Source organism: Burkholderia sp. Ax-1724 (assembly GCF_011752995.1).
GTDB lineage: Bacteria > Pseudomonadota > Gammaproteobacteria > Burkholderiales > Burkholderiaceae > Paraburkholderia.
Genome location: NZ_VWWL01000006.1, coordinates 170,745 through 196,685, shown reverse-complemented (window position 1 = coordinate 196,685; position 25,941 = coordinate 170,745). Strand labels below are relative to the sequence as shown.

General features: G+C 65.4%; 24 protein-coding genes and 1 pseudogene. 16 read left to right on the top strand and 9 right to left on the bottom strand.

All coding sequences use genetic code 11. The annotated features are described in order from the left end of the window. The first annotated feature begins 10 nt into the window (after window positions 1–10). Complete coding sequence (locus tag F3J19_RS09940; RefSeq protein ID WP_167040247.1) at window positions 11–2,671, top strand: mechanosensitive ion channel domain-containing protein; 2,661 nt, start codon at window positions 11–13, stop codon at window positions 2,669–2,671. A gap of 176 nt (window positions 2,672–2,847) precedes the next feature. Here F3J19_RS09940 and F3J19_RS09935 read toward each other — a convergent pair whose 3' ends face one another. Further along, complete coding sequence (locus F3J19_RS09935; protein ID WP_240158879.1) at window positions 2,848–3,357, bottom strand: cysteine dioxygenase family protein; 510 nt, start codon at window positions 3,355–3,357, stop codon at window positions 2,848–2,850. Window positions 3,358–3,653: 296 nt separating this feature from the next. On the opposite strand from F3J19_RS09935, the gene F3J19_RS09930 reads away from it, so the two are divergent. Further along, entirely contained in the window at window positions 3,654–4,136 is a 483-nt protein-coding gene (locus F3J19_RS09930) for an Lrp/AsnC family transcriptional regulator (protein ID WP_167040243.1), read from the top strand. Window positions 4,137–4,181: 45 nt separating this feature from the next. Here F3J19_RS09930 and F3J19_RS33060 read toward each other — a convergent pair whose 3' ends face one another. Both F3J19_RS33060 and F3J19_RS09920 read right to left on the bottom strand, forming a co-directional pair. Beyond that, window positions 4,182–4,322, bottom strand: coding sequence for a hypothetical protein (locus F3J19_RS33060; protein ID WP_345891019.1), 141 nt, complete (start codon window positions 4,320–4,322; stop codon window positions 4,182–4,184). Between the two features lie 100 nt (window positions 4,323–4,422). Further along, window positions 4,423–4,942: pseudogene (locus F3J19_RS09920) on the bottom strand (DUF2778 domain-containing protein). Between the two features lie 345 nt (window positions 4,943–5,287). On the opposite strand from F3J19_RS09920, the gene F3J19_RS09915 reads away from it, so the two are divergent. Beyond that, on the top strand, window positions 5,288–5,500 hold the full coding sequence (locus F3J19_RS09915; protein WP_167040239.1) for a hypothetical protein: 213 nt from the start codon (window positions 5,288–5,290) through the stop codon (window positions 5,498–5,500). A 58-nt stretch (window positions 5,501–5,558) separates the two neighbouring features. Here the strand turns inward: F3J19_RS09915 and F3J19_RS09910 are convergent, their stop codons facing one another. After that, on the bottom strand, window positions 5,559–8,105 hold the full coding sequence (locus F3J19_RS09910; protein WP_167040237.1) for an FUSC family protein: 2,547 nt from the start codon (window positions 8,103–8,105) through the stop codon (window positions 5,559–5,561). 131 nt (window positions 8,106–8,236) lie between these two features. Between F3J19_RS09910 and F3J19_RS09905 the strand changes: the two genes are divergently transcribed. The 4 genes from F3J19_RS09905 to F3J19_RS09890 all read left to right on the top strand — a co-directional run bounded on the left by F3J19_RS09905 (window position 8,237) and on the right by F3J19_RS09890 (window position 9,769). Next, window positions 8,237–8,629: an Arm DNA-binding domain-containing protein gene (locus tag F3J19_RS09905; RefSeq protein ID WP_167040235.1), complete on the top strand. Its 393-nt coding sequence runs from the start codon at window positions 8,237–8,239 to the stop codon at window positions 8,627–8,629. A 186-nt stretch (window positions 8,630–8,815) separates the two neighbouring features. Beyond that, window positions 8,816–9,010, top strand: coding sequence for a hypothetical protein (locus tag F3J19_RS09900; protein WP_167040233.1), 195 nt, complete (start codon window positions 8,816–8,818; stop codon window positions 9,008–9,010). A 16-nt stretch (window positions 9,011–9,026) separates the two neighbouring features. Continuing rightward, window positions 9,027–9,518 carry a hypothetical protein gene (locus F3J19_RS09895; RefSeq protein ID WP_240158865.1) on the top strand — a complete coding sequence of 164 codons (492 nt, stop codon included), beginning with the start codon at window positions 9,027–9,029 and terminating at the stop codon, window positions 9,516–9,518. After that, window positions 9,515–9,769, top strand: a complete 255-nt coding sequence (locus F3J19_RS09890; RefSeq protein WP_167040231.1) for a hypothetical protein — start codon at window positions 9,515–9,517, stop codon at window positions 9,767–9,769. Before F3J19_RS09895 ends, F3J19_RS09890 begins: the two co-directional genes overlap by 4 nt. A 140-nt stretch (window positions 9,770–9,909) precedes the next feature. On the opposite strand, the gene F3J19_RS32580 is transcribed toward F3J19_RS09890, so the two are convergent. Continuing rightward, the gene (locus F3J19_RS32580; RefSeq protein ID WP_345891018.1) at window positions 9,910–10,224 is read right to left on the bottom strand and encodes a D-Ala-D-Ala carboxypeptidase family metallohydrolase; all 315 of its coding nucleotides are present in this window, start codon (window positions 10,222–10,224) and stop codon (window positions 9,910–9,912) included. Between the two features lie 120 nt (window positions 10,225–10,344). Between F3J19_RS32580 and F3J19_RS09880 the strand changes: the two genes are divergently transcribed. The 7 genes from F3J19_RS09880 (at window position 10,345) to F3J19_RS09850 (ending at window position 21,072) form a co-directional block, all read left to right on the top strand. Continuing rightward, window positions 10,345–10,560, top strand: coding sequence for a hypothetical protein (locus tag F3J19_RS09880; RefSeq protein WP_167040229.1), 216 nt, complete (start codon window positions 10,345–10,347; stop codon window positions 10,558–10,560). After that, on the top strand, window positions 10,463–10,987 hold the full coding sequence (locus F3J19_RS09875) for a DUF4279 domain-containing protein (RefSeq protein ID WP_345891017.1): 525 nt from the start codon (window positions 10,463–10,465) through the stop codon (window positions 10,985–10,987). The genes F3J19_RS09880 and F3J19_RS09875 overlap by 98 nt, the downstream gene beginning before the upstream one ends. Continuing rightward, window positions 10,974–11,195 (top strand): hypothetical protein, encoded by a 222-nt coding sequence (locus F3J19_RS09870; protein ID WP_167040225.1) that lies wholly within the window; start codon window positions 10,974–10,976, stop codon window positions 11,193–11,195. Before F3J19_RS09875 ends, F3J19_RS09870 begins: the two co-directional genes overlap by 14 nt. After that, complete coding sequence (locus F3J19_RS09865; protein WP_167040223.1) at window positions 11,177–11,551, top strand: hypothetical protein; 375 nt, start codon at window positions 11,177–11,179, stop codon at window positions 11,549–11,551. Before F3J19_RS09870 ends, F3J19_RS09865 begins: the two co-directional genes overlap by 19 nt. 202 nt (window positions 11,552–11,753) lie before the next feature. Continuing rightward, entirely contained in the window at window positions 11,754–15,158 is a 3,405-nt protein-coding gene (recC, locus tag F3J19_RS09860) for an exodeoxyribonuclease V subunit gamma (protein ID WP_167040221.1), read from the top strand. After that, a complete protein-coding gene (gene recB, locus F3J19_RS09855) occupies window positions 15,155–18,883 on the top strand; it encodes an exodeoxyribonuclease V subunit beta (RefSeq protein WP_167040219.1) in 3,729 nt (1,242 codons plus the stop codon). The genes recC and recB overlap by 4 nt, the downstream gene beginning before the upstream one ends. After that, complete coding sequence (locus F3J19_RS09850; protein ID WP_167040217.1) at window positions 18,880–21,072, top strand: AAA family ATPase; 2,193 nt, start codon at window positions 18,880–18,882, stop codon at window positions 21,070–21,072. Before recB ends, F3J19_RS09850 begins: the two co-directional genes overlap by 4 nt. A gap of 97 nt (window positions 21,073–21,169) precedes the next feature. On the opposite strand, the gene F3J19_RS09845 is transcribed toward F3J19_RS09850, so the two are convergent. Further along, window positions 21,170–21,811, bottom strand: a complete 642-nt coding sequence (locus F3J19_RS09845; RefSeq protein ID WP_167040209.1) for a VC0807 family protein — start codon at window positions 21,809–21,811, stop codon at window positions 21,170–21,172. Window positions 21,812–22,028: 217 nt separating this feature from the next. Here F3J19_RS09845 and arfB point away from each other — a divergent pair, with 217 nt between their 5' ends. Beyond that, the gene (gene arfB, locus F3J19_RS09840; RefSeq protein ID WP_167040207.1) at window positions 22,029–22,433 is read left to right on the top strand and encodes an alternative ribosome rescue aminoacyl-tRNA hydrolase ArfB; all 405 of its coding nucleotides are present in this window, start codon (window positions 22,029–22,031) and stop codon (window positions 22,431–22,433) included. A gap of 74 nt (window positions 22,434–22,507) precedes the next feature. Here the strand turns inward: arfB and F3J19_RS09835 are convergent, their stop codons facing one another. Continuing rightward, window positions 22,508–23,830 carry an EAL domain-containing protein gene (locus F3J19_RS09835; protein WP_240158864.1) on the bottom strand — a complete coding sequence of 441 codons (1,323 nt, stop codon included), beginning with the start codon at window positions 23,828–23,830 and terminating at the stop codon, window positions 22,508–22,510. A gap of 565 nt (window positions 23,831–24,395) precedes the next feature. Between F3J19_RS09835 and F3J19_RS09830 the strand changes: the two genes are divergently transcribed. Further along, window positions 24,396–24,686 carry a putative quinol monooxygenase gene (locus F3J19_RS09830; protein WP_167040205.1) on the top strand — a complete coding sequence of 97 codons (291 nt, stop codon included), beginning with the start codon at window positions 24,396–24,398 and terminating at the stop codon, window positions 24,684–24,686. A gap of 191 nt (window positions 24,687–24,877) precedes the next feature. On the opposite strand, the gene F3J19_RS09825 is transcribed toward F3J19_RS09830, so the two are convergent. After that, window positions 24,878–25,135: a hypothetical protein gene (locus F3J19_RS09825; RefSeq protein WP_008923870.1), complete on the bottom strand. Its 258-nt coding sequence runs from the start codon at window positions 25,133–25,135 to the stop codon at window positions 24,878–24,880. A gap of 415 nt (window positions 25,136–25,550) precedes the next feature. Then, complete coding sequence (locus F3J19_RS09820; protein WP_167040203.1) at window positions 25,551–25,793, bottom strand: hypothetical protein; 243 nt, start codon at window positions 25,791–25,793, stop codon at window positions 25,551–25,553. Window positions 25,794–25,941: the final 148 nt, after the last annotated feature.

Sequence of the window (25,941 nt, the reverse complement as noted above, 5' to 3'; positions counted from 1 at the left end):
GCGGATTGCCATGCAGTCATGTCCCTTGCGGCGTGAGTTCGAGGCTGCGCCGTTTAGTGGCGGCCCACCGATGACACACGCCGTCATTCCTTTTTCCACCGACCCGATTGCCGGCGAGCCGCCGGGCCGCCCGCTTGCACGAGCGCGAGCGGCGGCATCGCTCGGCGCATGGATGGCCGCGCTGTTTTGCGCCGCGCTAATCCTGTGCCTCGGCGTGATGCCGCTCAAGGCCGAAGCGGCGGGCCCGGCTGCCGTTGCCGCCGCTGCCGGCGGCGGCACGCCGGTGATCCCGGCCTTGCAGAGCCTCATCAACAGCGCGACGGTGGCACCGGCGGCGCCCGCGTCCGCGGCGTCGGGCGCCTCGGCTGCCGACGCGGCTTCGGCGCCGTCGCCGGCCAGCCAGGCGGAACTCGCGCGCTCGCTCGACAGCGTGATCGCGACGCTCGACAACGACCGTCAGCGTGCCGCGCTGGTCGCCCAGTTGAAGAGTCTGCGCGACGCCTCGCGCAGCGTCGCGCAAACCGCCGGCCCCGCCGCGACCGCGCAGCCGAGTCCGGGTCTGCTCGGCGCGATCGCTTCGGGCATCGCGTCGTTCGAATCCGACGTGCGCCAGGGGCGCACGCCCGCGCGTTACTGGAGCGGACGCATCAACGCGGCGGCCAACGAGCTCTACACGATCGTCTCGGGCCAGGGGCGCGAGAGCCTCGGCCATATCCTGCTGTCGATGCTCGGGATGCTGGCCGGCTGGGGCGCGTGCGCCGGACTGCTGATCTATCTGCAACACCGGTTCCGGCGGCGCTTTCGCATCGACGTTCGACTACGGCCGAATCCGACCACCCGCGAATTGCTGATCTTCGCGCTGCGCCGCGTCGGTCCGTGGATCATCGCGTTCCTCGCGGCGCTCCTGTTCGTACGCGCGATGCCCGATGCGCTCGGCCGCACGCTCGGCATGGTGGTCGCCTATGCGATCGTCACGGGCGCGGTGTTTTCGGCGATCTGTCTGATCATGTTTTCGCTGTTCGGCTCGGGGCACCGGCGCGTCGCGGTGCGCCTGCTGATCGAGCAGGCGCGGCACGTACTGTTCGCGATCGGTATTTGCGGCGCGCTCGGCGACGCGGCCGTCAATTACGACGTCGCCCATCAGCTCGGCACGAACCTCGCCGCGCTGATTTCCACCGCCGCCAACATGACGGCCGCCGTGCTGACCGGCTATTTCGCGCTCGCGTTCCGGCGGCCCGTCGCGCATCTGATCCGCAACCGGCCCTATGAGCAGCGCAACGATCACAAGGCCGCGACCGACGCCTTCGAGGTGCTCGCCGCGCTCTGGCACGTGCCGGTGCTCGTGCTCGCGAGCGCGTCGATCGTCGCCACGCTCGGCGGCACGGGTTCCAGCGAGAACGTGCTGCAGATTTCGATCGTCACGGCGCTCCTGCTCGTGCTGGCGTTTTTCCTCTCGGCGATCGTGCTGCGCATGACGCGTCCGCGCAGTGCGCGCGCGCGGCGCCGCTCGCCGTATCTGACGCGGCTGCTGCGCTTTGCCGGCACGCTCGCGACGCTGTTCGTCTGGTTGTTCTGCTTCGAATCCGCGGCGCGTCTGTGGGGCGTGTCGCTGGCCGCGGTGATCGAGCGCAGCGTCGCGGCGCGCGGCATCGCGCATGCGGCGACGGCGATCGTCGCGACCGTGTTCATCGCATGGCTGCTGTGGATTCTCGTCGATACGGCGATCACCGAGGCGCTCAATCCCGGCAGTCTGCGCAACAAGGCGCGCAGCCCGAGCATGCGCGCGCGCACGATGCTGCCGCTCGTGCGCAACGTGCTGCTCGTCACGATCGCGACGATCGCGGGCATCGTGACGGCCGCCAATCTCGGCATCAACGTGACGCCGCTGCTCGCGGGCGCCGGCGTGATCGGCCTCGCGATCGGCTTCGGCGCGCAGTCGCTCGTGACCGACCTGATTACGGGGCTGTTCATCATCATCGAGGACACGGTGTCGGTCGGCGACTGGATCGACGTCGACGGCGGCCACGCGGGCACCGTCGAGCATCTGTCGATCCGCACCGTGCGGCTGCGCGACGGGCAGGGCGCGATCCACGCGATTCCGTTCTCGCAGATCAAGATCGTGAAGAACCTGTCGCGCGATTTCGCGTACGCGGTGTTCGAGGTGCGCATGTCGTTCTCGACCGACGTCGACGAGATCATGCAACTGATTCGCGAGGTCGGTGCCGAGCTGATGGCCGACTTCCGCTACCGGCGCGAGATGCTCGGGCCGATCGAGGTGTGGGGGCTCGACCGCTTCGATCCGAACTGGATGGTCGTCAAAGGGCAGATCAAGACGCGGCCGCTGCAGCAATGGAGCGTCGCGCGCGCGTTCAATCTGCGGCTCAAGCGCCGGATGGATCAGGCGGGAATCGAGATTCCGGTAGCGCAGATGCGCGTGTATACGTCGTCGAAGGATAGCGAGGGCGAGCCTTTGCGCGATGACGAGATGACGGGCTTTGTCGCGCGCGAAGGGGCGGATGGGGCCGATGAGGCCGATGAGCGCGCGCATGCGCCGCTCGCGCCGGCCCGCGACGTATCGCACGAACCGCGACCCGCGCCGCCGCCGACCGGACAGACCGCGCCGATTCCGCCGCAGATTCCCACGGCCGGCGATACGGGCGGGAATCGTTGAGGGTACGAGCTTTCGGCGGATTTGAGGGAGGGCGTGTGTCTCATGTGGGCAGGTATGCTTGCTCGCCTGCCCGTGGCGTGAACCTGCTATGAGGTTATGAGGTTATGAGGTGAGCGTTGCGAAGACTTTTCTCGTGACGGCTGGCTGCCTTGCTGGTTTGCCCGCTGGACCGGCGGCTAGACCAGCGCCGCCGCATCGGCGACGCGCACGACGTCGTTCACGTGCGTGCCGAGCTGCGTGCCGGCCACGCCGTAAATATGCAGCGAAATAGCGGGTGCCTCGCTGCGATTGCCGAGCCGATGAATCGCGCCGCGTCCGCTGCGCACGAACGACACCGCGCCGCTTGGGCGTGCCTGCATGCGCGTCGCGCTGGCGCAGTGCCGTGCGCCATCCCATTCGAAAATCGTTTCGCTGAGCGTGCCGTCGAGCACCGCGTAACCGCACCACGTGTGATGCGCATGGACGGGACTCGCCTGGCCCGGCTGCCAGACCAGCGCGGCAATCGCATAGCGTTCGCGCGGATCGGCGGCGAGCAGATGACGCCGGTAGCTCTCGGGCGAGCCCTCGCGTTGCGCCGCCGTGAGCAAGGCCGGATCGGCGGCCGCCTCGGCGAGCGCGAGGCGCATGTTGCGCGCGAAGAAGCTCGAATGCGACGGCTCGCGGAAAGTCGCGCAGGCCTCGAACATGGCGTCGAGCGTATCGCGGAGCCGTTCGAGCGGCGTGCGCTGCCGCGGGTTCGACGCGGCGGCGGATTGCCCGGCGGCGTAGGGCCGGGTCGATGCCGGCAGTGGCGCCGGGGGTTCGGAAAGGCGCTCGAAAGCGCGGGCGCGGAGGTCGTCGCTCATGGTCGTGATGCAGCGCATGCACTGCTTGTCGGCTATTTTCGGTATCGATATTTATACCGGTTTGACCGGAGAAAGAGTTTCCATATAATTCCTCCGAGGCTCTTAAAAGTAGAATAATTTCCTATCGGGAGTGCCGTATGGGTATGGATATCATCGACCGGAAACTGCTCGAATTGCTGCAGGAAGACGCAACCATGCCGATCGCGGAACTCGCGCAGCGCGTGAATCTGTCGCAGACGCCGTGCTGGAAGCGGCTGCAGCGCCTGAAGGACGCGGGCGTGATCCGCGCGCAGGTGGCGCTGTGCGACGCGCGCAAACTCGGCGTCGGCACCACGGTGTTCGTCGCGGTGCGCACGAATCAGCATACCGAGGCATGGGCCGCCGCGTTCACGCAGGCGGTGCGGGACATTCCCGAGGTGGTCGAGGTTTATCGGATGAGCGGCGAGACCGATTATCTGCTGCGCGTAGTGGTGTCCGATATCGACGACTACGACCGGATCTACAAGCAACTGATTACGTCCGTGCCGCTGTACGACGTGAGTTCGAGCTTCGCGATGGAGCAGATCAAGTATTCGACGGCGCTGCCGGTGCGGCCTCATATAACGGTGTCCAATAGCTAGTAAGAGTCCGCGATCCATAAAAAGCCCCGTTGCCGGGGCTTTCATTTACTGCTTCGTGCGATAGTGCCGCCATAGCCTCATGATCGCCATATACACCACAACAGCGACGATCAATTCAATCGCCACCATGACCGGAATATAGACATCATCGGGGTCATGCAGGCCAAACCCGTTAGCGATGCTCAACCATCTCAGTGCCTGGCTCTCAGGCATCGGCCAGGGGTAGGTGTGGACATAGCGGACGGACAGAAGGAATAGCCCAATAAACAGAGCGATTTTGAAAAGCCTACGGACAAGTATTACCATACGTGACGACCTCGATGCTTCCATATGCATGAAGCCCTGAATTGCGCACGGGGACCGCGGCGGTACGCAGAAGGGCCTGGCGGATTATTTTGAAATCGACATGGCTCGGCAGGGTAATGCAGCCGAGTGAAAGACCGCGCCCGCCTGACGGATGCAGGCGGAACTCTGTCCGCGCTTGACACCATTGATCCAGGTTATATCGTCAATGCTGCCATCATCGCGATACAGCGCGAACCATTCGTCATGGTGAGAGGAGCTGCCGAGGAACGTGTTCCAGGCGTCTTTTGCGCCTGCAATAGTCCTGGAGCGGATGCCGCCTGTAGGACGATCCACGACCAGTATTTACCGGCAGGAATCGGGCCGTTATCGGGAATAGCTGTGCATCCACCCTTGTTACGGTATGGGCCGTTTCCCGAATACGCTTTAAATGTGCCAATGCCCAAAATGGTAAGTGGTGATAGAGGCTCGTTATTGACCAAAAACTTTCCCGTATATGCCATTTTTATGCCCCCTTATTCGTGATCATTTTGAGAGTCTGTGTATTTGATATTACCGTCAAGGTAATGCCACGTGATACGACCATACAAAGAAGATTTCCTGATATTGAGAGAAGCGTTTCAACAAAGACGCGCCTTGTTTGAGTGGCGCCTTCGCTACACTGCATCAATGGCGGAGAATCGGGAAGCGACCCAGAGCAAAGAAAAATGCAAATTGACGAGAATTAACGTCATCGCAAAAAAAGCCCGCCAGTCATGTCGGCTGCAAGCCGTGTGCAAGCTCAGTGGGCGTAGAATGCCGCCTTTCCTCACATCATCCGCGATTGCTTCGCGAACCGAGCCCGCTTCATGAACAAACCGCCGCGCAAGAAGAATCCGACCTTTGGCGTTGCCGTCTTTATCGTGGTGGCGATCCTGCTCGTGATTGCCACGCTGTTCTACAACGCGATCCACGAGAAGCACGAGTTCGACGAGAGCCAGAATGCGCAGGGGGCGTCGGCCTCGTCGCCAGCGGCCGCGTCAACCGATGCAACGAAGCCCGCGAGCGGCGCTGCGCAGTAACGTCGTGCAGTAACGCCGCACGGTAACGCCGCACGGTAACGCCGCGGCGCGTACACCTTCATTCGTCCGGCAGGCGGATCACGCTCGCATCCTTGCGAATCTGCGCCGACGCCGCGAGCATCTGCTTGCATTGATGCGCGAGCAGTTTCATGTCGTGCACGGCATCGGCCGTGTAGTCCGGCGATTTTTCCGTTTCGACGACCATCGCATCGAGTTCGCGGTTCATCAGCTTGATCTGCTCGCTCTGCTCGGCGGGCAGGGCAGTGCCCGCCTCGGCTTCGGTGAGGTTGTCGCGCACGAGCGAAAGGGCGCGCTGCAGAGGCTGTAGCGAGATGTCCTCGACCTGCTGCTGTTGTTGCGCGGACGTGCGCAGCAGCGGCGCGGCGGCCGTGATCTGCGAGGCGAGCACGTGGCTGCGCACGAGCAGGCCGTTCAGTTCCGGCACGAACTTCTGCGCGGACTTCGGTTCGAGCATCATGCGCTGGAATGCCTGGCCGAGATTCGCGAACGCGACGTGCACGTTCTTGCGCGCGAGCCGGTAACGGTAATCGCGATCGAGCGCGGTAGCGGCCGCAGCCGCCGCGGCCGATGCGCCATGGGCGGGCCGCGTGCCCGGGTTGCCGGCCGTGGGGGTGCCCGTGGAGGCATCGGCTGTTTTCGCTTCCGCTTTTGCTTCCGCTTGCGCGACGGGCGGTGCCGCTGTAGCGGCTCCCATGCCGACCCCGGCCTCACCCTCGACCCCCGCGCCCGCGAGCACCGGGCCGGCGAAGCCGATCCCCGGATCGGCCATGGCCATCGCCGGTGCGCGCGCGCCGGCTTCGGTCACCGTGGCGACGACCGCGGCGGCGGGCTTGCCGCTCCACCACCAGCTTGCTTCGAGATACTGCCGCGTCGCGCCGATCATCGTGTTGACGAGCTTGCCCATGAGCCGGTATTCCCAGTACGGGAACAGATGGCTCGCGGCGATCGCGATCGCGCAGCCGACCACGGTGTCGATCGCGCGCTCGCCGATGATGCGCATGCTGCCGGGCGCGAGCAGATGGAACATCAGCAGCACGTACGACGACGTGAACACCACGCTTGCCGTGTAATTGAACAGCAGCAGGCTGTAGCTCATCACCATCGACGCGAACATCACGACCATCAGGATGTGCGGCTCCTTTACGAAGACGATCAGCGCGATGCTCGCCGCGCAGCCGATCAGCGTGCCGATGATCCGCTGCCCGTTGCGCTGCTTGGTCAGCGAATAGCCGGGCTTCAGGATGATGACCGAGGTCATCACGATCCAGTAGGCGTTCGTGAGCGGCAGCAGGCGGCCGAGCCAGAAGCCGACGGCGACCGCGATCGTCACGCGCAACGCGTGGCGAAAGCTCGGCGAGGCCATCGTCAGATTCGAGAAGATCTGCCCGAACGGCACGCGGCGGCTCGATACGAAGCGGCTCAGCGCCTGGTCGATACGCAGTTCGGTTTCGGTCGGGCTCGGTTCGGTCGACAGGCTCTTGCGCATCTTGTCGATGAGCCGCGTGGCGCTCCAGATGCGCCGGAAATTCGACGACACCGCCGAATAGGCCTCGGGGTCCCGCGCCGGCAGCCCCTGCTTGCGCATCAGTTCGATTTCATACTCGATCGCGCGCAGTTCCGCCTTGACGTTCACGCGCTGGCGCGGCGCCTGGTTTTGCAGCACCGCGAGGCCGATGTCCTCGAGGTCTTCGGCCGCCTTGCGGATCAGGTCGCGGTAGAACACGAGCAGATCGGAGCCGCCGAACGTGCTGCGCACGAGCGTGTAATCGATTTGCGCGCCGACGAACAGCTCGTGCAGATCGACGGTATTGATGAACAGGTTGTAGAGCATCGCGCGGCGCGGTTCGAGCTTGCCGCGCCGGAACCTGGGCAGGTTGCGCAGCACGATGTCGCGCGCGGCGTCCTGGCGCTCGACCGCGGCGATCTGCATGGCGACGAGCTTGCGGTAGCACTCGTCGAGATCGTTGTCGAGATCGTAGAACGCGGCGCGCGCGAGCAGGTAGTCGGAACATGCGAACACGCTTTCGGCGAGCGCCTGCTGCTCGATCCGATTCAGCATCCAGCGGCTCACGAAGGTCGACCAGTACGTGTACCAGAGGCCGCCGAGCAGAATCCACGAAGCGTTGACGAGCGCCTGCTGCGGCGTGAAGTGATCCTCGAGCGTCATGATCATCATGAACAGCGTCGCGAAGCTGATCTGCGGCCAGCGGTTGCCATACACGACGATCAGCGACAGCACGAACGTGAGCGGCACGACGGTGCACCACAACGCGACCGGATTGACGGTGGCGAGGCCGGTGGCGAGCGCGGACAGAAAGCCGATCACCGTGCAGGCCAGCATCTCGTTGTGCTTGTACTTGAGCGGGCCCGGCATGTCGACGACGCAGGCGCCGAGCGCGCCGGTCGCGATGGTGAAGCCGAGCTCGCGATCGTGAAACACGATCAGGCACAGGATGGCCGGTAACGACACGCCAACCGCGATGCGCAGGCCGCCATAAAAGTACTGGCTATAAAGGAATTTTCTTATTTCGACCGAATAGAAAAATGGGTTATTTCTTGAGTCGAGTTGAGCGGTTCTGGACACCTGCAAATCCTTGTCAGCAAAGGGATTTGGTATAACAATCCGGTCTAAATCAGTTCAATCTAACGCAAAGCATTGCGCCCAATGTTGGGGGTAAAACTGGGGGGTGGATTGAGGGCTCGGAGCGTACCGCAATGCGAACCATCAACCGTCTGACCGCCGCCACCATCAAGCGACTAATCAGCAACTCGCCTAAGAAAGCACGATATTACCTGGACGGCGACGGACTGAACATCCAGATTACGCCGACCGGCGTGGCAAGTTGGGTTTTGAAGTATCAACTACACAATCGGAGCCGTGAACTTGGGCTTGGCCGCTGGCTTCGGGCACCGTGGCAAGCCTCCGGTGCCCGCATCGGGACTTTGCCCGCCCTGCGCGGGCTTTTTTTCGGTCTGTTGCGCACACACGATTGTCGAACCGGGCCGCTCGCTATCCGAAGCGAAGACGGCGGCGCGAGCCGTTCGCCGTTGCGACGAACTGTTGAAGAACGTGCCGCCAGGCGTCGGCGGTCGCCAGAAAACGACTGACGCCGCCGACAGTAGTTTTTCGCGGAAGAAGGCGGCGCGCGGCCATCGTTGTATACGTTGATTTGCATGTTCTCCATCAGGGGTTAGCCCTTCAGCGGGCAAATTCGGAGTTATCTGATAGCGCGCGAGCGGCCCGCGCTCCTACGGTGAAGGTTTCACCCACGGGAGGAACCCATGAGGCACGCAATGACCTTCACCGAACGCAGGCAAATCTGCACCGCGTGGAACAATGCCGTCAACGCGCTGGCCGCGTCGCACGTGCTGGTGAAGCACGACGAAGTGAGGGAGTTTGTTGAGCAGGCTTGCGAAGGCCTGCTTGATCGGCGCGGGGTGGTGCTCACCGGCACAGGGAACCCGCTGCATAGCGGAGTCCCTGACTGATGCCAGGTGTCTGAAAATGGAGCAAATGAAACAGGAAAACGGTTGGGCGGATTGGTTGGACCAGAAAGAGTGCCAGAGTTGTCGCATTACCTATTCGATCTATTCCAGCTTCCCGCCGATGCCATCATCGGCACGGGCTTATAACGTCGAGACCGGCGAGTTCTTTCCGTTTGACCGGATGCGCTCGCTACCAACCGGTTTCGCTATGCTCGAAGCACAGGGGCTCGCATGGACGTGCAATTGTCGCGGACGCTCACGAACCCCGCCGCAGAACCTCGGCAATGCACAGCCGTTCAGCTACCAACCGGGTGCGATCAGCGACGATGTGCATGACATCGCGGCGCGCGGAGTCAGCGCAGCCGAGGAAGAGGAGTGCGATGCGATGTACGAAGCACGGATGACCTATTGCAGTGCGCTCAGCAAAATGTATGGTGGTGACATGCGCACTTATCTGGCGTGTAAGGATCAAGCCTTCCAGGACTATCAAGCGTGCAGGGGATATCGATGACTGAATATTTTGTGTCTTACTACGACCCGGAATCCGGCACTATCAAGACAGGATTTGTCGACTCGCGGCTATTCAAAAACGCACGAATAAACATGACAATGTCCCACGAGGTAGGCAAAGACCATCCGATTGATGATGAATTTGCCCGTCGCTTGGGCGGTGCGGCGCTTCTCTGGTTTGCGACGCAATACCCGGAGCTTCGTGATTTTCTCGAAGTCACAGATGGAAAGGGTAACAAGGTATCGATTTAATATTTCATTGAGGGATACAAGAATATCGATAGAGCGAGTTAAAGGCCGCTGGTGTAGGTGGCACCACCCGAGCCCGAAAAGTGCGCGGTCAACACCTGCCGCCGACCGCTCTTGCCCGGTGCGGGAATCGCAAAATGCACTCACGTCCCCTCCTGAATAACCTGATCGAAGTCGATGTCGCTCGACTCCACCTCGCGGCAAATCTGGAGCGGCGTGCCGAACCCCGGGCAGATGAAATCAGCAGCAAGGCCCGAGCGGTGCGCGCTGTTCGACACACCATCCACGGTGCGATTCACCGCGTCGGATCGAAAGCCCGACGAAATCAGGATCGGTTTATTGCCGGGCACCGTGCGCACGTCTTCAAGTGCAGCGGTGAGTGCGTGCAGGTTCTTCAGTTCGGTCGCGTCCGGTACGTTGCGCAGCCCGAGCCGCGCCGCACTGCCAGAAGACCGCACTTGAGAAATTCCAGTCGGTCGGTACTCGCTGCATCCACAATGTGCCCGTCATCGAGTCGCGTGCTGTGCGCTGGTCGGAGAACGAGGTGGACGCGTGGATTTACGTATCAGCCGGACGCGATGAGCGCCGATACCGAAGAACTTGCCGCGAGCACGAACGATCCGGACTACGCAGCGAAGATGCTTGGGTATGACCGCAAGACGTTCGGAAAAATCTTGCACATTTTCAAGCCAGACAATGGTTTGGGTCCAGCCGATAACGTCATCTGGCATGACAACGGTGACGTGTATTTTAAGGGTAGCTACATCGGAAATTTTCATGGCTGGGCGGACTGAGATAACTCCAATGAAAGACCACCAACTTGCGCACGCGACCTTTTACATTTCTGGAGACTCATTGGAGCCAGCTTTCTGGTCGGCGTACTTTAACGTCAAGCCAGATTTGGCGATTACCAGGGGCCAGCCGTTCATTACACCGTCGGGACGGCCGAGCCGCATTCCCGGACGCGTTGGTCTTTGGAGGATAGGCAGTGAAGTCGCCGTCCGTAGCAACTCGCTAGAGCCGCATTTGCGCTACCTCGTTGAGCGTCTTGGTCTGCCGCGTGCCGATCTTCGGCAGATACTTGTAGACAATGGCGCTCGAATGCGCTTCTTCTGCTACTGGTACAACGAAAGAGGCGACCGCGTACCTGATGTGCCCGACGATATCCGCACGATGATGGGAGCGATGGGTGGCACGGTCGAGATTGATGAACATCGATAGAGCATCGCTCGAATACACAAGCCGATCCACGCCGCCGCCATGGCCGCTGAAGCGGGCGGGCTTGGGCGAAGCCTATACGTGGTATCGGGTGCTTTGCGCGCAGGTGCATACGAGCGTGTCAAGCCTGATCGTGCGTCACGCGAGCCCGGAGCGGATGACCGAACTTACTGTCGACCGGATGACCCGCCCGTGGTCGGGACGCTGCTGATGATCGCGGTCTATCTGCTGGTGCGCGCCGGGGGCGAACTGCACCGCTTTACCGATCTGACCGAAGCCGAAGTGCAGGCGGTCGGCGAAGAAGCCAGCGGCGTGTGGGAAACCGGTCAGGCGGAAGGGGGGCGTGACCTGAAATCCGGGCCGCTGTGCCGTTCGTCAAGGTCGGTACGTGTGTCGGGAAGGGCGGGGGCACGAAGCCGTCAGGCGAATTTTAAAGAATCCGTGCGTCGGAATTTTTCAAAGAATTATATTGGGGGTTGGTGGGGGTGTTTTTTGATGAAAACCCCGTATTACAAGGGTTTCAGGCTGATATGTCGATTTCGACCGAATAGCGCATCGACTACCTGAATCCGTTCACCGAGAAAACCGCAGTTGAAGAGACAGCTCGAAAACTGCCGTCGAGTCTAACTGATTTTGCGCGCGTTCTGACCTCGTCCGTTCGGCCAGGTTATGCCCTGGGGAGCGTGTTTGTTATGCTGTCGCTTCAATGCCCGCCGTGGCTTGCGCGCCGCTCATGCGCCGCCTGCGAGCTGCGCCTCACCCGGAATCCATGCTCCAGCTCTTCTACTCGAACCGCTATGAAACGCTGGTCGGCGCGCTGCTCGACGACCTCGCGCAAGCGCCCGCCGACCCGTGGACCGCGCGGCCCGTGATCGTGCCGAGCGCGGCCGTGCGCAGGCGGCTCGAGCTCGATATCGCCGCGCGCCAGGGCATCTGCGCGAATGTTGATTTCTGTTATCTCGCGCAATGGCTGTGGGCGCGGATCGGCGGCGTGATCGAGGTGCCGAGGCAGTCGCCGTTCGCGCCGGACCGGCTCGTGTGGCGCTGCTACCGGCTGCTCGAGAACGGCCATGAGGCGGACGCGTCGCTTCCGTGGAACGCGTCGCCGCGTCTGCGCACCTATCTCGATGCGGCCGACGCGTCGATGCGCTACGAACTCGCGCGGCGCGTCGCGACCGTGCTCGACCACTATCTGACCTATCGCCCCGAATGGCTGCTGCAATGGCAGAAGGGCGGTTCGATATTCGCGGGCGGCATGCCAGGCAACGGCACCGACGAGACCGGCCCGCGTCTGAGCGGCGCGAGCGACTCGGCGCGCGAGGACGAGCGCTGGCAGGCCGCGCTGTGGCGCGCGCTGCTCGCCGAACTCGCGCAGGCCCACGGTCATGCGCAAACGTCCGCGGCCGCGTTGCCGCCCGCGTATCGTTTCCTCGACGAAATCGGCACGCTCGACCTCGAAGCGATCTCGAACGCGCAATGGCCCGAAGCGGTCAGCGTGTTCGCCTTGCCGACCATGCCGCCGCTGCATATCGCGTTGCTGCGCGCGCTGTCGCGCTGGATCGACGTGCGCCTGTACGTGATGAACCCGTGCCGCGAGTTCTGGTTCGACGTGGTCAGCGAAGGGCGCGTACAGGCGCTCGACGCGGCGGGGCAACTCGACTATCAGGAAGTCGGTCATCCGCTGCTCGCCGAATGGGGGCGTCAGACGCAGGCGCAGCTGCATATGCTGCACGAGCTGACCGAGAGCGCGGCCTCGGCCGAGACCGGCGACTTCACGGAAAATTCAGAGCCGAGCTGGCTCGCGGCCGTGCAGAACGGCATTCTCGATCTGCGCAACGAAGCCGATGCCGACGAGTTGCCGCTCGAACGCGGTATCGAGGTCCATGTTTGCCACAGCCTGTCGCGGCAGCTCGAAGTGCTGCACGACCGCTTGCTCGGCTGGTTCGACGAATTCGACGATCTGCAGCCGTCCGACGTGCTCGTCGCCGTGTCCGATCTCGCGGCGGCCGGCCCGTTGATCGACGCCGTGTTCGGCACCACGCCCGCCGGCGACACGCGCCGCATTCCGTATCGGATCACCGGCTTGCCGCCGTCGCAGGCGAACCCGGTTGCGCGGCTGCTGCTCGACTGGCTCGCGCTGCCCGAGCGCAGTGTCGGCGCGCCGGACCTGATCGAATGGCTGCGCGTGGACGCGGTCGCGGTGCGCTACGGCATCGACGCGAATTCGCTCGAAACCGCGCAGGAATGGCTCGCGGCGGCCGGCGCGCGGCGTGGGCTCGCGCCGCTCGAACCAGCCGGCGAAAACGTGCCGGTCGCGCGCCACACATTTGCCGATGCGCTTACGCGTCTTTACCTCGGCTACGCGATGCCGGCCGGCGGCGAGCCGGTCGACGCGTGGTTGCCGGTGGACGGCGCGGACGGCTCGGACGCCGAACTGCTCGGCCGCCTGTCGCGTTTCGTCGACGACATCGACAGCTTCGCGGCGCAGTGCGCGATCGAGCGCACGCCGGCCGAATGGTCGCAACAGCTGCTCGAAACGCTCGCGCAGTGCTTCGACGGCGGCGTCGATTTCGCCGATTCGCTCGCGGCCGTGCGCGATGCGCTCGACACGATGAGCGACGCGATGCAGGCCGGCGCGCACGACGTGCCGCTGCCCGCCTCGGTGATCCGCGGCGCGCTCACCGAAGCGCTCGACGACCCCGCGCGCGGCGGCGTGCCGTGGGGCAGCGTGACGTTCTCGTCGCTCACGAGTCTGCGCGGCCTGCCGTTTCGCGTCGTGTGCCTCGTCGGCATGGACGACGGCGTGCTGCCGAGTCTCGCGCGGGCCGACGAGTTCGATCTGATGGCCGCGTTCGGCAAGGCCGGCGACCGTCAGCGCCGCGACGACGAGCGCAATCTGTTCCTCGATCTGCTGCTCGCCGCACGCGAGCGGCTTTTCATCGCCTACACGGGGCGCAGCATTCGCGACAACGCGCCGCTGCCGCCGGCCGCGCTCGTCGACGAACTGCTCGATCATCTCGCGCAGGTGTCGGCGGGCGAGGGCGCGAGTCCCGCGGAGGTCGATGCAGCGCGCCACGCGTTCATCGTCGAGCATCCGTTGCAGGCGTTCGCCTCGAACTATTTCGCGGCTCAACCGGACCTGTTCACCTACGACGCCGATCGCGCCGAGCTTGCCACCTTGCTCGCCGCGCCGCGGCACCCAGCCGCCGCGCCGTTCTTCGATCAGCCGCTGCCGGCCGAGGAGACGCATGAAGTCGGGTTCGACGATTTCGTGCGCTTCTGGCGTCATCCGGCGCGTTCGCTGTTGCGCGACCGCCTCGGCGTCGCGTTGTCGGATGCGCAGGGCGAGTTGCTCGACACCGAGCCGTTCGATCTCGATTACGCGGGGCGCGACGCGCTCGCCGAGCGCCTGCTGCCGGTGCTGCTCGATGCAGGCACGGACGACGACGCGATGTTCAGCCGCGTGCGCCGCGTCGCCGAGGCGAGCCCCGAGTTGCCGGGCGGCGCGACCGGCGCGGTATGGCGCGCGCGCGAATTGAGCGCGTTGCAGCAACTCGCGACAAGCGTGCGCCGCGAAGTGGCCTCGGGCATCGAGCGCTTGCCCTTCGTGCTCGACGTGGCGCCGCGCTGGCCCGCCGGCGCCGATATCGTCGGCGCGCTGTTCGGCCCGCACGATGCGCTGCTGCGCGAAGCCGCCGAAACGCCGCTGCAATTGCGCGGCACCTTGAATCTGCTGACCGGAACGGGGCAAGTGATGTTTCGTTATGCCAAGGCCACCGCGCGAGACTATCTGTCCGCGTGGCTCGCGCATCTGGTTTATTGCGCGGTGCGCCCGGATGGCCCGCGCCGCACCGTATGGCACGGCAGCGGCGAGAGCTTCGAGCTCGCGCCGGTCACAGCGCCGCTCGACGAACTCGCGCCGTTGGCCGCGCTCTTCAAGGCCGGGCGCCGCTTGCCGCTACGCTTTTTCCCGAAGAGCGCGTGGACGAAAATCAGCGAAAGCGATGCGGCGGCGCAGGGCGTGTGGATCAACGACCGCGTGCGCGGCGAGTCCGACGACCCGGCACTGCGCATCGCGTTGCGCGGCACGCCGCTCACGCTCGACGAGCCGTTCGGCAGCCTTGCCGCGATCGTCTTCAAGCCGCTTCTCGCACATCTGCGGAGCGCCTCATGAGCGGTACCTTGCGCGATCACACGCTGGTGGCCGAAGAACTCGACGTGTTCGCCTGTTCGCTCGACGGCGTCAACCAGATCGAGGCGTCGGCGGGCACCGGCAAGACATGGAACATCTGCGCGCTCTATGTGCGGCTGCTGCTCGAAAAGAATCTGAACGCGGATCAGATTCTCGTCGTTACCTTTACGAAGGCGGCGACAGCGGAACTGCACGAACGGATTCGCGGCCGTCTCGCGGAACTCCATCGCGCGATCGACATGGATGACGACGGTGGCGATCCGTTCATCCGGCGGCTCTTCGAAACGACGCTCGCGCCGGAGCGCGGCATCGAGCGCGAGGTCGCCTTGAAGGTCGTGCGCCGTGCGCTGCGCACGTTCGACCAGGCCGCGATTCACACGATTCACGCGTTCTGTCAGCGCGCCTTGCAGGAAGCGCCGTTCGCCGCCGCGATGCCGTTCGCGTTCGAGATGGAAGCCGACGACGCAGCCCTGCGTTTCGAACTCGCCGCCGATTTCTGGCGCGAGCAGGTCGAGCCCGAGGCGCATGCGCATCCCGCGTTTGCCGCATGGCTCGTGGCGAAACGCGCGGGCCCCGCGTCGCTCGACGAGCAGCTTGCACGGCGTCTGAAAAAGCCGCTCGCGCAACTGCGCTGGGGCAAGGTGGATGACGGTGCGAGCGCCGATCCTCAAGCCGGTTTCGATGCCGCCCGCGCGATCTGGCAGGCGGAGCGCGAGGCGATCGTCGCGCTGCTCGCCGAGGCGCAGGAGCGCCTGAGCAAGACCACGCACAAGCCCGATCACGTGAGCGCCGCGATTGCCGCGTGGAACGACTACTTCGCGCAGGGCGATTGCCATGCACCGCCGCCACGCGCCGCGTTGAAGCTGACCGTGTCGGCGTTGAAGAAGGCGACCAAGGTCAAGTTCGAGCCGCCCGCGCATCCGTTCTTCGAGCACGCCGAAACGCTGGCCGCTGCCGTTGTCGCGGCCGAGGCCGCGCAACGCGCGCGCTGGCTTGCGCTGGTCCAGACGTGGCTCGACTACGCGCCCGCCGAACTGGTCGCGCGCAAGCGCACGCGCCGCGTCGTCTCGTTCGACGATCTGCTCGCGAACCTGTATCGCGCGCTGGCCGCGCATCCGTGGCTCGCCGATGCGTTGCGCAGCCGTTATCCGGCCGCCTTGATCGACGAGTTCCAGGACACCGATCCGCTGCAATTCGCGATCTTCAGCCGCATTTTCGCGCCGGCCGGGCCGCTGTTCCTGGTCGGCGATCCGAAGCAGGCGATCTACAGTTTCCGCGCGGCCGATCTGCATACGTACCTCGCGGCGCGCGCCTCGGCGTCCGCGTGCTACACGCTCGCGGTCAACCAGCGCTCGACTGCGCCGATCGTCGAGGCGTGCAACCGGATCTTCGAAGCGAACCCGCAGGCGTTCGTGCTTGACGGGCTCGACTATCAGCCGGTGCGCGCGGGCGCGCGGCGGCGCGCGCCGTTTGCCGATACCGCTGCTGCTGCCGGCCCTGCTGCAAGCGGCGGCGATTTCCGCATCTGGACCTTGCCGCAAGGCGAGGCCGCATTGAGCAAACGCGATGCGCAACGCGCCGCAAGCGAAGCGTGCGCGGCCGAGATCGTGCGATTGCTGCGCGGCGCGCGCGAAGGCACGGTGACGATCGGCGACAGGCCGCTTGCGCCGGGCGACGTCGCCGTGCTCGTGCAAACGCACAAGCAGGGCAGCCTCGTCAAACGCGTGCTCGCGGCATGGGGCGTCGGCAGCGTGGAGCTGGCGCAGGCGTCGGTGTTCGCGACGCTCGATGCCGAGCAGATCGAGCGCGTGCTCGCCGCGATCGACACGCCCGGCGATCTGCGCCGGCTGCGCGCCGCGCTCGCGACCGACTGGCTCCGGCTCGATGCCGCCGCGCTATGGCGGCTCGCGCAGGTGGCCGACACGCCCGCCGCCGTCGACGCAGCCGCGCAAGCATTCGATGCGGCCGACGCGATGGGCTGGGTCGAGCGCTTTTCGCGTTACCGCGTGTTGTGGCACGAACGCGGTTTCGCGGTGATGTGGCGCACGCTGATGCGCGAGTTGCGCGTCGCGCAACGGCTCGTCGCCGGTCCTGATGGCGAGCGCCGTCTGACCAACGTGAGCCATCTCGCCGAACTCGTGCAGGCGCGTGCGGCCACGCAGCCCGGCATCGCGCCGACCTTGCGCTGGCTCGCCGCGCAGCGCGAGCAGGGCGGCGGCGAAGAGGCGCAGTTGCGGCTCGAATCGGATCGCAATCTCGTGCAGATCGTCACGGTCCACAAGTCGAAGGGGCTCGAATACGCGGTCGTGTTCTGTCCGTTTCTCAATGACGGCGGCTTGCGCGAGCCGCCTTCGTCCGGCTTGCCCGATGCGCGCGAATATCACGACGACAGCGGCGATGCGGTGCTGCACTACGGTTGCGACGACGAGGAGGCCGAACGCGCGTCGCGTTACGCGGTGCGCGAGCAGGCGGCCGAGCGGGCGCGGCTCGTCTATGTGGCGCTCACGCGCGCGGTGTATCGCTGCTATCTGGTTGCGGGCACCTACCTGTCGTCGCGCTCGACGAAAGAGTCGCGCCGCAGCGTGCTGAACTGGCTCGTCGGCGGTGCAGGCCATGCGTTCGACGCGTGGCTCGCCGAGCCGCCCGACGAAGCCGCGCTCGCGGCAAGCTGGCAGGCGCTCGCGGGTGGACCTGTCGCGTTGCAGGCCTTGCCGGAAGTGGCGCGTCGTACGCCGCTCGAAAGTCTGCAGGATCATGACGCGCAATGGCTTGCGCGAGCCTATCGCCGGCCGCTGCGCGATCAGTGGCGCATGGCGAGTTTCAGCGGCCTGATCGCGGCGGGGAGCAAGGCCGCGGACCTGCATGCGCTGCCGGAGGACGTGCGGCCCGATCACGATGAAATTGCCGAGGCGCCCGAGTTCGCGCTGTTGCTCGCGCCGGCTGCTGCTCCGCCAACACCTGCCTATGCCGCCGACGACATTCTCGCGTTTCCGCGCGGCGCGGCGGCTGGCGACTGCCTGCATCGCATGTTCGAACTCGCCGATTTCACCGACGCGAGCACGTGGCCCGAGGCGATTCGCGGTGCGCTGCGCGAGCGCCCGGCGCCGGCCGTGCCCGAACTCGCCGCGCGTTTGCCCGCGATGATGCACCGGCTGATCGGCGACGTCGTCACGACCGAACTCGTGCCGGGCATGGCGCTCGCGAAGCTGAATCCGCACCGGCGTCTGAATGAACTCGAGTTTCTGTTCGCTGCGCCGTCGCTCGATTTTCCGGGGCTGCGCGAACTGCTGATCGAGTACGGTTATCCCGATGTCGCGCTGGAGTCCGGCGTGTTGCGTGGGTTCGTCAAAGGATTTATCGACATGATCGTCGAGCACGACGGCCGCTTCTGGATCGTCGACTGGAAATCGAATCACCTCGGCGATACCGCCGCCGACTACGCGGCCGCGCCGCTCGACGCGGCGATGGCGAGCCACGCGTATCACCTGCAGGCGCTGCTCTATACGGTCGCGCTGCATCGCTATCTGAAAACGCGGGTGCGCGACTACGCGTACGACACGCATATCGGCGGTTATCTGTACCTGTTCCTGCGCGGCGTGCGACCCGAGTGGCGCGATGCCGGTGGGCCAGCCGGCGTGCATCGGCGGCGCGCGCCGTTCGAACTGGTGGCGCTGCTCGACGCGGCGATGATCGGAGGTAGCGCATGAGCACGCCCGGCACGCCTGGCACACTCGAAGAACGCGCGGCCGGGCCGCTCGGGCTCGAGGACATCGGCGTCAATCTGCCTGCGCCGGCCGATTTCAGCATTGCGCTCGCCGAGGGTTTCGCGCGCCGTATCGGCATGCTCGCGCGGCGCGGCGGCGCATCGGGCGAGGCGCTCAGGTGGGCCGCGCGCGCGGCGTTCGCGGCGAGCCGCGCGACCGCCGAAGGCCACGTATGCGTGCCGCTCGCGACGCTTGCGCGCCGCTTCGAGGCATCGAGCGCCGAGGTGCGCGCAGCGCTGCTTGCGAGCGGCATGGCAAGCAGCATGACGGACAACGGCGCGCAAAGCGCGGCGGCATTGCGGCCGCTCGTGATCGATGAGCAGGGCCGGCTGTATCTGGCGCGCTACTACGATTACGAGCGGCGCCTCGCGCGCGCGCTGGTCGCGCATGCAACGGGCGAAGGACACGCATCGGATGCCGTGGCCGATCGCGCGGTTCATGTCGCCGCGGAATCTGCAACGGAGTTTGCCGCCGAGTCTTCGGTTCAGCCCGACGCGGGCCTTGCCGCGTTGCGCGAGCGTCTGCTGCGCTACTTCGGGCCGCCGCAAGACGAAGAGATCGACTGGCAACGCGTCGCGGCCGTGATGGCGCTGTCGGGGCGGCTGACGATCGTCAGCGGCGGGCCGGGCACCGGCAAGACGACCACCGTGGTCGGTGTGCTCGCGTGCCTGCTCGATGCGCGCGCCGATCTGCGCATCGCGCTCGCCGCGCCGACCGGCAAGGCGGCGCAGCGCATGCAGGAAGCGCTGCTCGCGCGGGCCGGCGATCTGCCGCCCGAACTCGCCGCGCGTTTGCCGCAGACGTCGTACACGCTGCATCGCCTGCTCGGGTCGGGGCCGGGCGGGCGCTTCCGCCATCATCGCGACAATCCGCTGCCGTACGACGTGGTGGTGATCGACGAGGCGTCGATGATCGACGTCGCGATGGCGACGCATCTGCTCGATGCGATTGCGCCGCGCACGCGTCTCGTCATGCTCGGCGACAAGGATCAGTTGGCTGCCGTCGAAGCCGGTGCGGTGTTCGCCGAACTGAGCGCGCGGCCGGCGCTGACGCCGCGTGGCGTGCGGCGCGTGGCGCAGGCGCTCGGTATCGGCGAGGCACGGTTCGAGAGCGCATTGCCGCGTGAATCGCGCGATCTCGGTGAGATACCCGCCGACGATTTTTTTGCCCCGCCTGACAGGTTCGAGGGTTTCGACTCAGCGCCGCCGGCGAATCTGGATCTGTTCGACGCGCCCGCGCCAGCCAACGCTGAGCCAATCGCGGAGTCGCTACCGGCGCACGACGCCAGCCCGCTTGCCGATTGTGTCATCTGGCTCGAACGCAATTACCGGTTCGGCCTCGAATCGCCGATCGGCCGGCTGTCGCTCGCAATCCGCAACGGCTCGGCCAGCGCCGCGCTCGACGTGCTGCGGATCGATCCCGCCGAACCCTGCGCGGCGGCGCTGCGCGAAGACGCGCACGCGACGCTTGCCGAGCGCACCGTCGCACGGCTCGCCGCCGGCTTCGCTCCGTACGCGGAGGCCCTCGCCGTGGCACTCGCCGGCGATACGCCCGATCCGTTGCCGCTTTTCGAGGCGTTGAACCGCTTCCGTATTCTGTGCGCGACCCGTCTCGGGCCGCGCGGTGTCGATCAGGTCAATGCGGCGATGGCGGCTCAGGTGCGCCGTGCCGCGGGCGTCACGCTCGCGGTCGGCGCGCAGTGGTTCGCCGGGCGGCCGGTGATGGTGACGCGCAACGACTATGCGCTAGGCCTCTTCAACGGCGACATCGGCATTGCGCTGCCGGGCGCGGGCGGCGCGTTGCGCGTGTATTTCCGTACCGGCGACGGTTCCGTGCGGGCGGTTTCGCCGGCCGCGCTGCCGCCGCACGACACCGCGTTTGCGCTGACGGTCCACAAGTCGCAAGGCTCCGAGTTCGAGCACGCGGTGCTGGTGTTGCCGTCGGTGTTTAGCCGCGTGTTGTCGCGTGAACTCGTGTATACGGCGATTACGCGTGCGCGCGAGCGGGTCGAGGTGATCGGCGCGCGGGCCGTGCTCGCGCAGGCGATCGCGACGCCGACACAGCGCGATTCGGGGCTGGCCGCGCGGATTGCCGGTGCGAATGTGGCAATGAAGGGAGACGCGCAGAGCTAACGTAGTGAAGGGCGGTGAAGGGCAGCAAGGGGCGGCGACACGTCGGACGACGCGGCTGGCGCGAGGCACGGTGGCCTTCTCTTTCGCGCGCCACCCTTCAGCCTGCGATCCCGCTCGCGCGCGCACTCGCCTCGACACGGCTGCGCATCGTCTTTCGATACCAGAGCGTCCACAGTGCGAGCGCGCCGTAGATGCCATAGCCGATGAACGGCGACACGATCAGGAAGCGCCCGATCGGCCATGTCAGCGCCATCCAGGCGCGCAGCGCGGTTTCGCCGGTCAGGCCGAGGCCCCAGACCAGCGTCATCGTTCGTATGGCCGGTGCGAGACCCGGACGCTCGCGCCACAGTGCCTCGAAGCGCGCGGCGCCGCCTTCCATTTCGCGCGCGACCGTCGCGCGGGCGAGATAGAAGATCAGCGGGCGGCGCATCGGCAGCGATAGGAGAAACGCCACGCCAACGGCACCGGACACGAGCGATTCGCGCAGCAGCAGCATGCGCGGGCTGCCGCCGAGCGCCATGGCCGCGACGGACAGCACGATGCCCGCGATGACCATGGCGCTGAGCGCATCGACGCGGCGAAAGCGCGCCAGCTCGATCGCGCTCCAGACGAGCGGCGGCACCGCGGACGCGATCAGCGCGCCGGTTTCGCCGAGGCGCGGCAAGGCGAGGCGGTAGGCGAGCCACGGCAGCAGGAAGTTGACGGCCAGTTCGAGCACAAAACCGGGACGAATCTTCATGTTAATTTACGCTGTAAGCGAAAAAGGCAGTATCGATGAACAGGCCACGTCGACGCAAATAGTTTTTCGTCATGTTCGCGGCCGGTGGTCCGTCGCTTCACGCGGGTGTGGGTGTTTCACATGACCGGCTACTAGCGGGGGGCCGCGCTGTCCAACCCGCGCCACACGCATTGCCGCTGCCGCTTGTACACTGACCGACCTTTGCCCGATCCCGCCCATGACATCCCGCTATCCGATCCCGTCGAACGAAATCGAATTGACCGCCGTGCGTGCGCAGGGCGCGGGCGGCCAGAACGTCAACAAGGTGTCGAGCGCCATTCATCTGCGCTTCGACGTGCGGGCTTCGTCATTGCCCGAGGTGCTGAAAATGCGCCTGCTCGCGCTGTCCGATCACCGGCTCACGCGCGACGGCGTGGTGATTATCAAGGCACAGGAGCATCGGACTCAGGAGATGAATCGCGCGGCGGCGCTTGCGCGGCTCGACGAGCTGATCGAAAGCGTCAGCGTCACGCGCAAACCGCGCGTCGCGACCCGGCCGACGCGTGCATCGAATCTGCGGCGCCTCGACAGCAAGGCGAAACGCGGCGAAGTCAAATCGGGCCGCGGTCGGGTCCACGAATAACGGCGCATCAACAACGAATCGCAACGCATAGCAGCGAATAACGGCGAATAACGGCGCGAACCGCCGGCGCTCGCTCAGGAGCGCCGGGCTCCGCGCTGTCCTGGGCGCGCGTCCGCGTTTGCCGTCGCCGGCACGAAATCGACGCACAGCACATGCATGCCGTCATGCTCGAACGCGATTGCCGCGGTGTAGCAGTCCTGACCGTCCGCGAGCGAATAGTGCGGGCCCATCATCGCGACGCGTCCGGGCGCGGCGAGCGCGTGCCGGAAATACGCGCGCCGCGACCAGTTGCTGCGCGTTTCGGCATAGAGCGGCGCGAGCCGCTGCGGAGGCGGCGGCACCGAGGCGGCCGTCACGGACGGCCGGGTCTGCTCGCCCTGGCCGTCGGTGAGAAATACGCGGCGCGCTTCGGGCAGATGCAGGATTTTTTGCGCCGCCTGTTCGAGGTCGCCGGTTGCCTTGTAGAGGTCGGCGGCGGCGAGCAGCGCTTCGGCGAATCCTTCGAAGCCGAGCCGCGGGTGAGCGTCGTGCGCGCGTTCGTAGTCGGCGAACTTGCTCCAGATCGATTCGACGAGCTTTGGCACTTTCGTGCAGGCTGCCTGCACCGAGCCCTTCGGCTGGCCGAACCAGAAACCCTGCACGAAATCGACGTCGGCCTGCATCAGGAGCATCAGCTCCTCGTCGGTTTCGACGCCTTCGGCCAGCACGAGCGTGCCGGATTGATGGAGCATCGCGATCAGGTGGCTGATCATCGAATCGTCGCCTTCGTGCTTGCCGGCCCGCGCGACGAGCGAGCGGTCGAGCTTGACGATGTCGGGACGGAAGCGCCAGACGCGGTCGAAGTTCGAAAAGCCGGTGCCGAAGTCGTCGATGGCGATCAGGAAGTCGCGCGGTTGCGACGCCGCGAGCATGCTCGCGACCGCGGATTCATCGTCGGCGGGCTGCTCGAGCACTTCGATCACGATGCGCTCCTGCGGTAGCCCGAAATGCGCAGACAGCTCGTCGATGAACGCGCGCTGCGGCCAGCCGGTTTCGAATACCTGCGGGCGCGTGTTCAGAAACAGCCACCCCGTGCTGATGCCTTGCTCCATGAAATTGGCGACGTGCAGACAGCGCGCGATGCGGTCCAGTTCGCGCGCCTCGGTGGCCGAACGCGTGCCGGAGAACAGCACGTCGGGCGAAACGGGCAGGCCGACCGGGTCGAACGCGCGCAAGAGCCCTTCGTAGCCGACCACGCATTGATGCGTCACCGACAGCACCGGCTGGAACACGCTGTGCAGCGTCAGCGCGCGCCATGTCGCGGTCCAGCCTGATTCGCCGCGGACCAGATGCGGGAGCAGGCCGCTGACGGTCAATTCGCTGACGGATGGCATGGAAGCGGGCATGAGAGCTGACATGGGAATCTTGCGGCAAGCGGGTGAGGGGGCGCGCAAACCCATTCGGCGCGCAACGGTTGCACGCCCGAAGCGTCGACGGGGCACGACGGATACTGCCCGCAAACGCGAAGCGCGATGCCAGCCATGCTGGACTCCGGCGAATTGGTCAAAACGAGTCTAGCAGTTTGCAGGGGGCAAGAATGTGCGGGTTATCACAGACGCCCGAGCACCCTGGCGGTCAGCAAACCGGCTGCTCACGGCCATCCGATCATGCGTTTCAAACAATGTGCCGGCTTGTCTTGCGCGCTTGTCTCGCGCGAAACCGATGCTCAATCGCCTGCTGTATCAGCCGAGGGTAGCAGGGTGGTCAGTGGCCGCCCGCCAAATTCCAGGCGCGGACGGTGCTCGGGGGCGATGGCCGGGATTGTGTCTTTTCCTGACGTGTTCGACGCGTTCGGTTCAGGGCGCTGGGGTTGGTCGAGGCGGCACGGCGGTGTCGTTCGCGGAGCGCGGAGCGTGGACCGCATCGCGGGCAGAGTCGGCGAGCGGCAGGTATGCTGCTGCTTTTTGTCGAAAGGAGAGACGCATGTCGGAAATCGCGGTGGTCGCAATTTCGGTGGCAAAGCCGGGGTACGAGGAGCAACTGCGCACGGTACTGGAAGGCATCGTCGGGCCGACGCGCAATGAGCAGGGGGTGCTTCAGTACGACCTGCATCGCGATGTGCAGGAGCCGCGCCGGTTCGTGTTCGTCGAACGTTGGGAGAGCCAGGAAGCGCTTGCTGCGCATGCGAAGTCGGCGCATATCCTGGCGTACCGGAAAGCGGTCGCCGACTGGGTCGAGCACTCGGAAATTCGCGTCGTGTCGAAGATCGTCTGAGTGTCTGTGGGTTGAAGCGCCGCAAGCGGGCAGGTGCCGGGTGAAGAGCCCGGCGCGCACCGGGCACGAGGCGGCGCGTTGGTCCGGCTGGATCGGCCAGGCGGTAAGGCGGCCGATCCGTCGCGCCGCGGTTTGCCGCCGGGCGTAGGGTCGGTGGCGCGAGCAGCAATCCTGCGCCGCGCCGCCGGGCATCAATGCGTTGCTTGCGGTACGTCGAGGATCAGGATGATGGTCCAGTCCGCGTCGCCGTCATGGTGATACTGGCGTTCCGCGACGATGAACGGCTGCTGCTTGCCAGCCGGGCCGAGAAACAGCACGTCGCCTTCCATCGGCAGGCATTCGACGGGCGGCAGCGCGAGGTACGCTTCCTGACCGCCACGCGGCATCAGTTTTTCGATTTTGCGAGATGCTGCTTCCGTCCATTCGATATCTAGCTGGATGTTGCTCATGCTGTCCTCCGCACCGGGGTGCGCACGGGTTAGGGATGCCGGCAGGGCGCCGGCCGGTGCGCGACTTTAGCATACCGAAAGCGGCGGCCCGACGGCATGCCGCGGCGAACGGGCGATGGCGGGCGGATGCCAGCAAGCGCGCGAACCGGGCCCGCCCGGGCGGGGCTCGAAGGGATGTCGCAAGCCTGTTTCCGCCGAGCGTTTGGGTGCGTGCATCGAACAGGTATCGAGCATGCCGGATCACCACCGCCATGCCGCCACGCACTGGCGACACAGGCCCCGCCTCACGCGCTTTACGCGCCGTATCCGAAATCTATGGTCGACACCGGGCGGACAACAAAAAAGCCGAAACCGGCGGCGCCAGCTTCGGCTTTTCACTTCACGGCATGGCCGCGAAGCGGGACTTCAGGCTCGCTCAGGAGCTCGAAGCGTCGGGAGCCTTCTTGTGGTGGTGATGCGGTGCCATCTTGTGATGCCTGGCCGGCATGGCGGGAGCGCCTCCCATTGTTTGCTGGCGGTTTTGCAGATCTTGCGCATGCTGCTCGAACTCGGCCACCTTGGCCGGATCGGTGCTCGTCACGATGCCGTTGTCTTGCGCATAAGCCGCGCCCGTTACGGCACAGAGGGAAACCAGGATCGCCAGGGACACTTTCTTCATCGTTACCTCCGTAGAGTGGTGGTGGACCCGAGTATTGCATGTCTATTGAGAAAGACAATGCATTCTATCGAGCAATCTTCGCTCCAGCGGATACCTTTGTAACCGCTATGAACATTTGTTACACCTTGTAATTAGTCGTTTTTCCCAT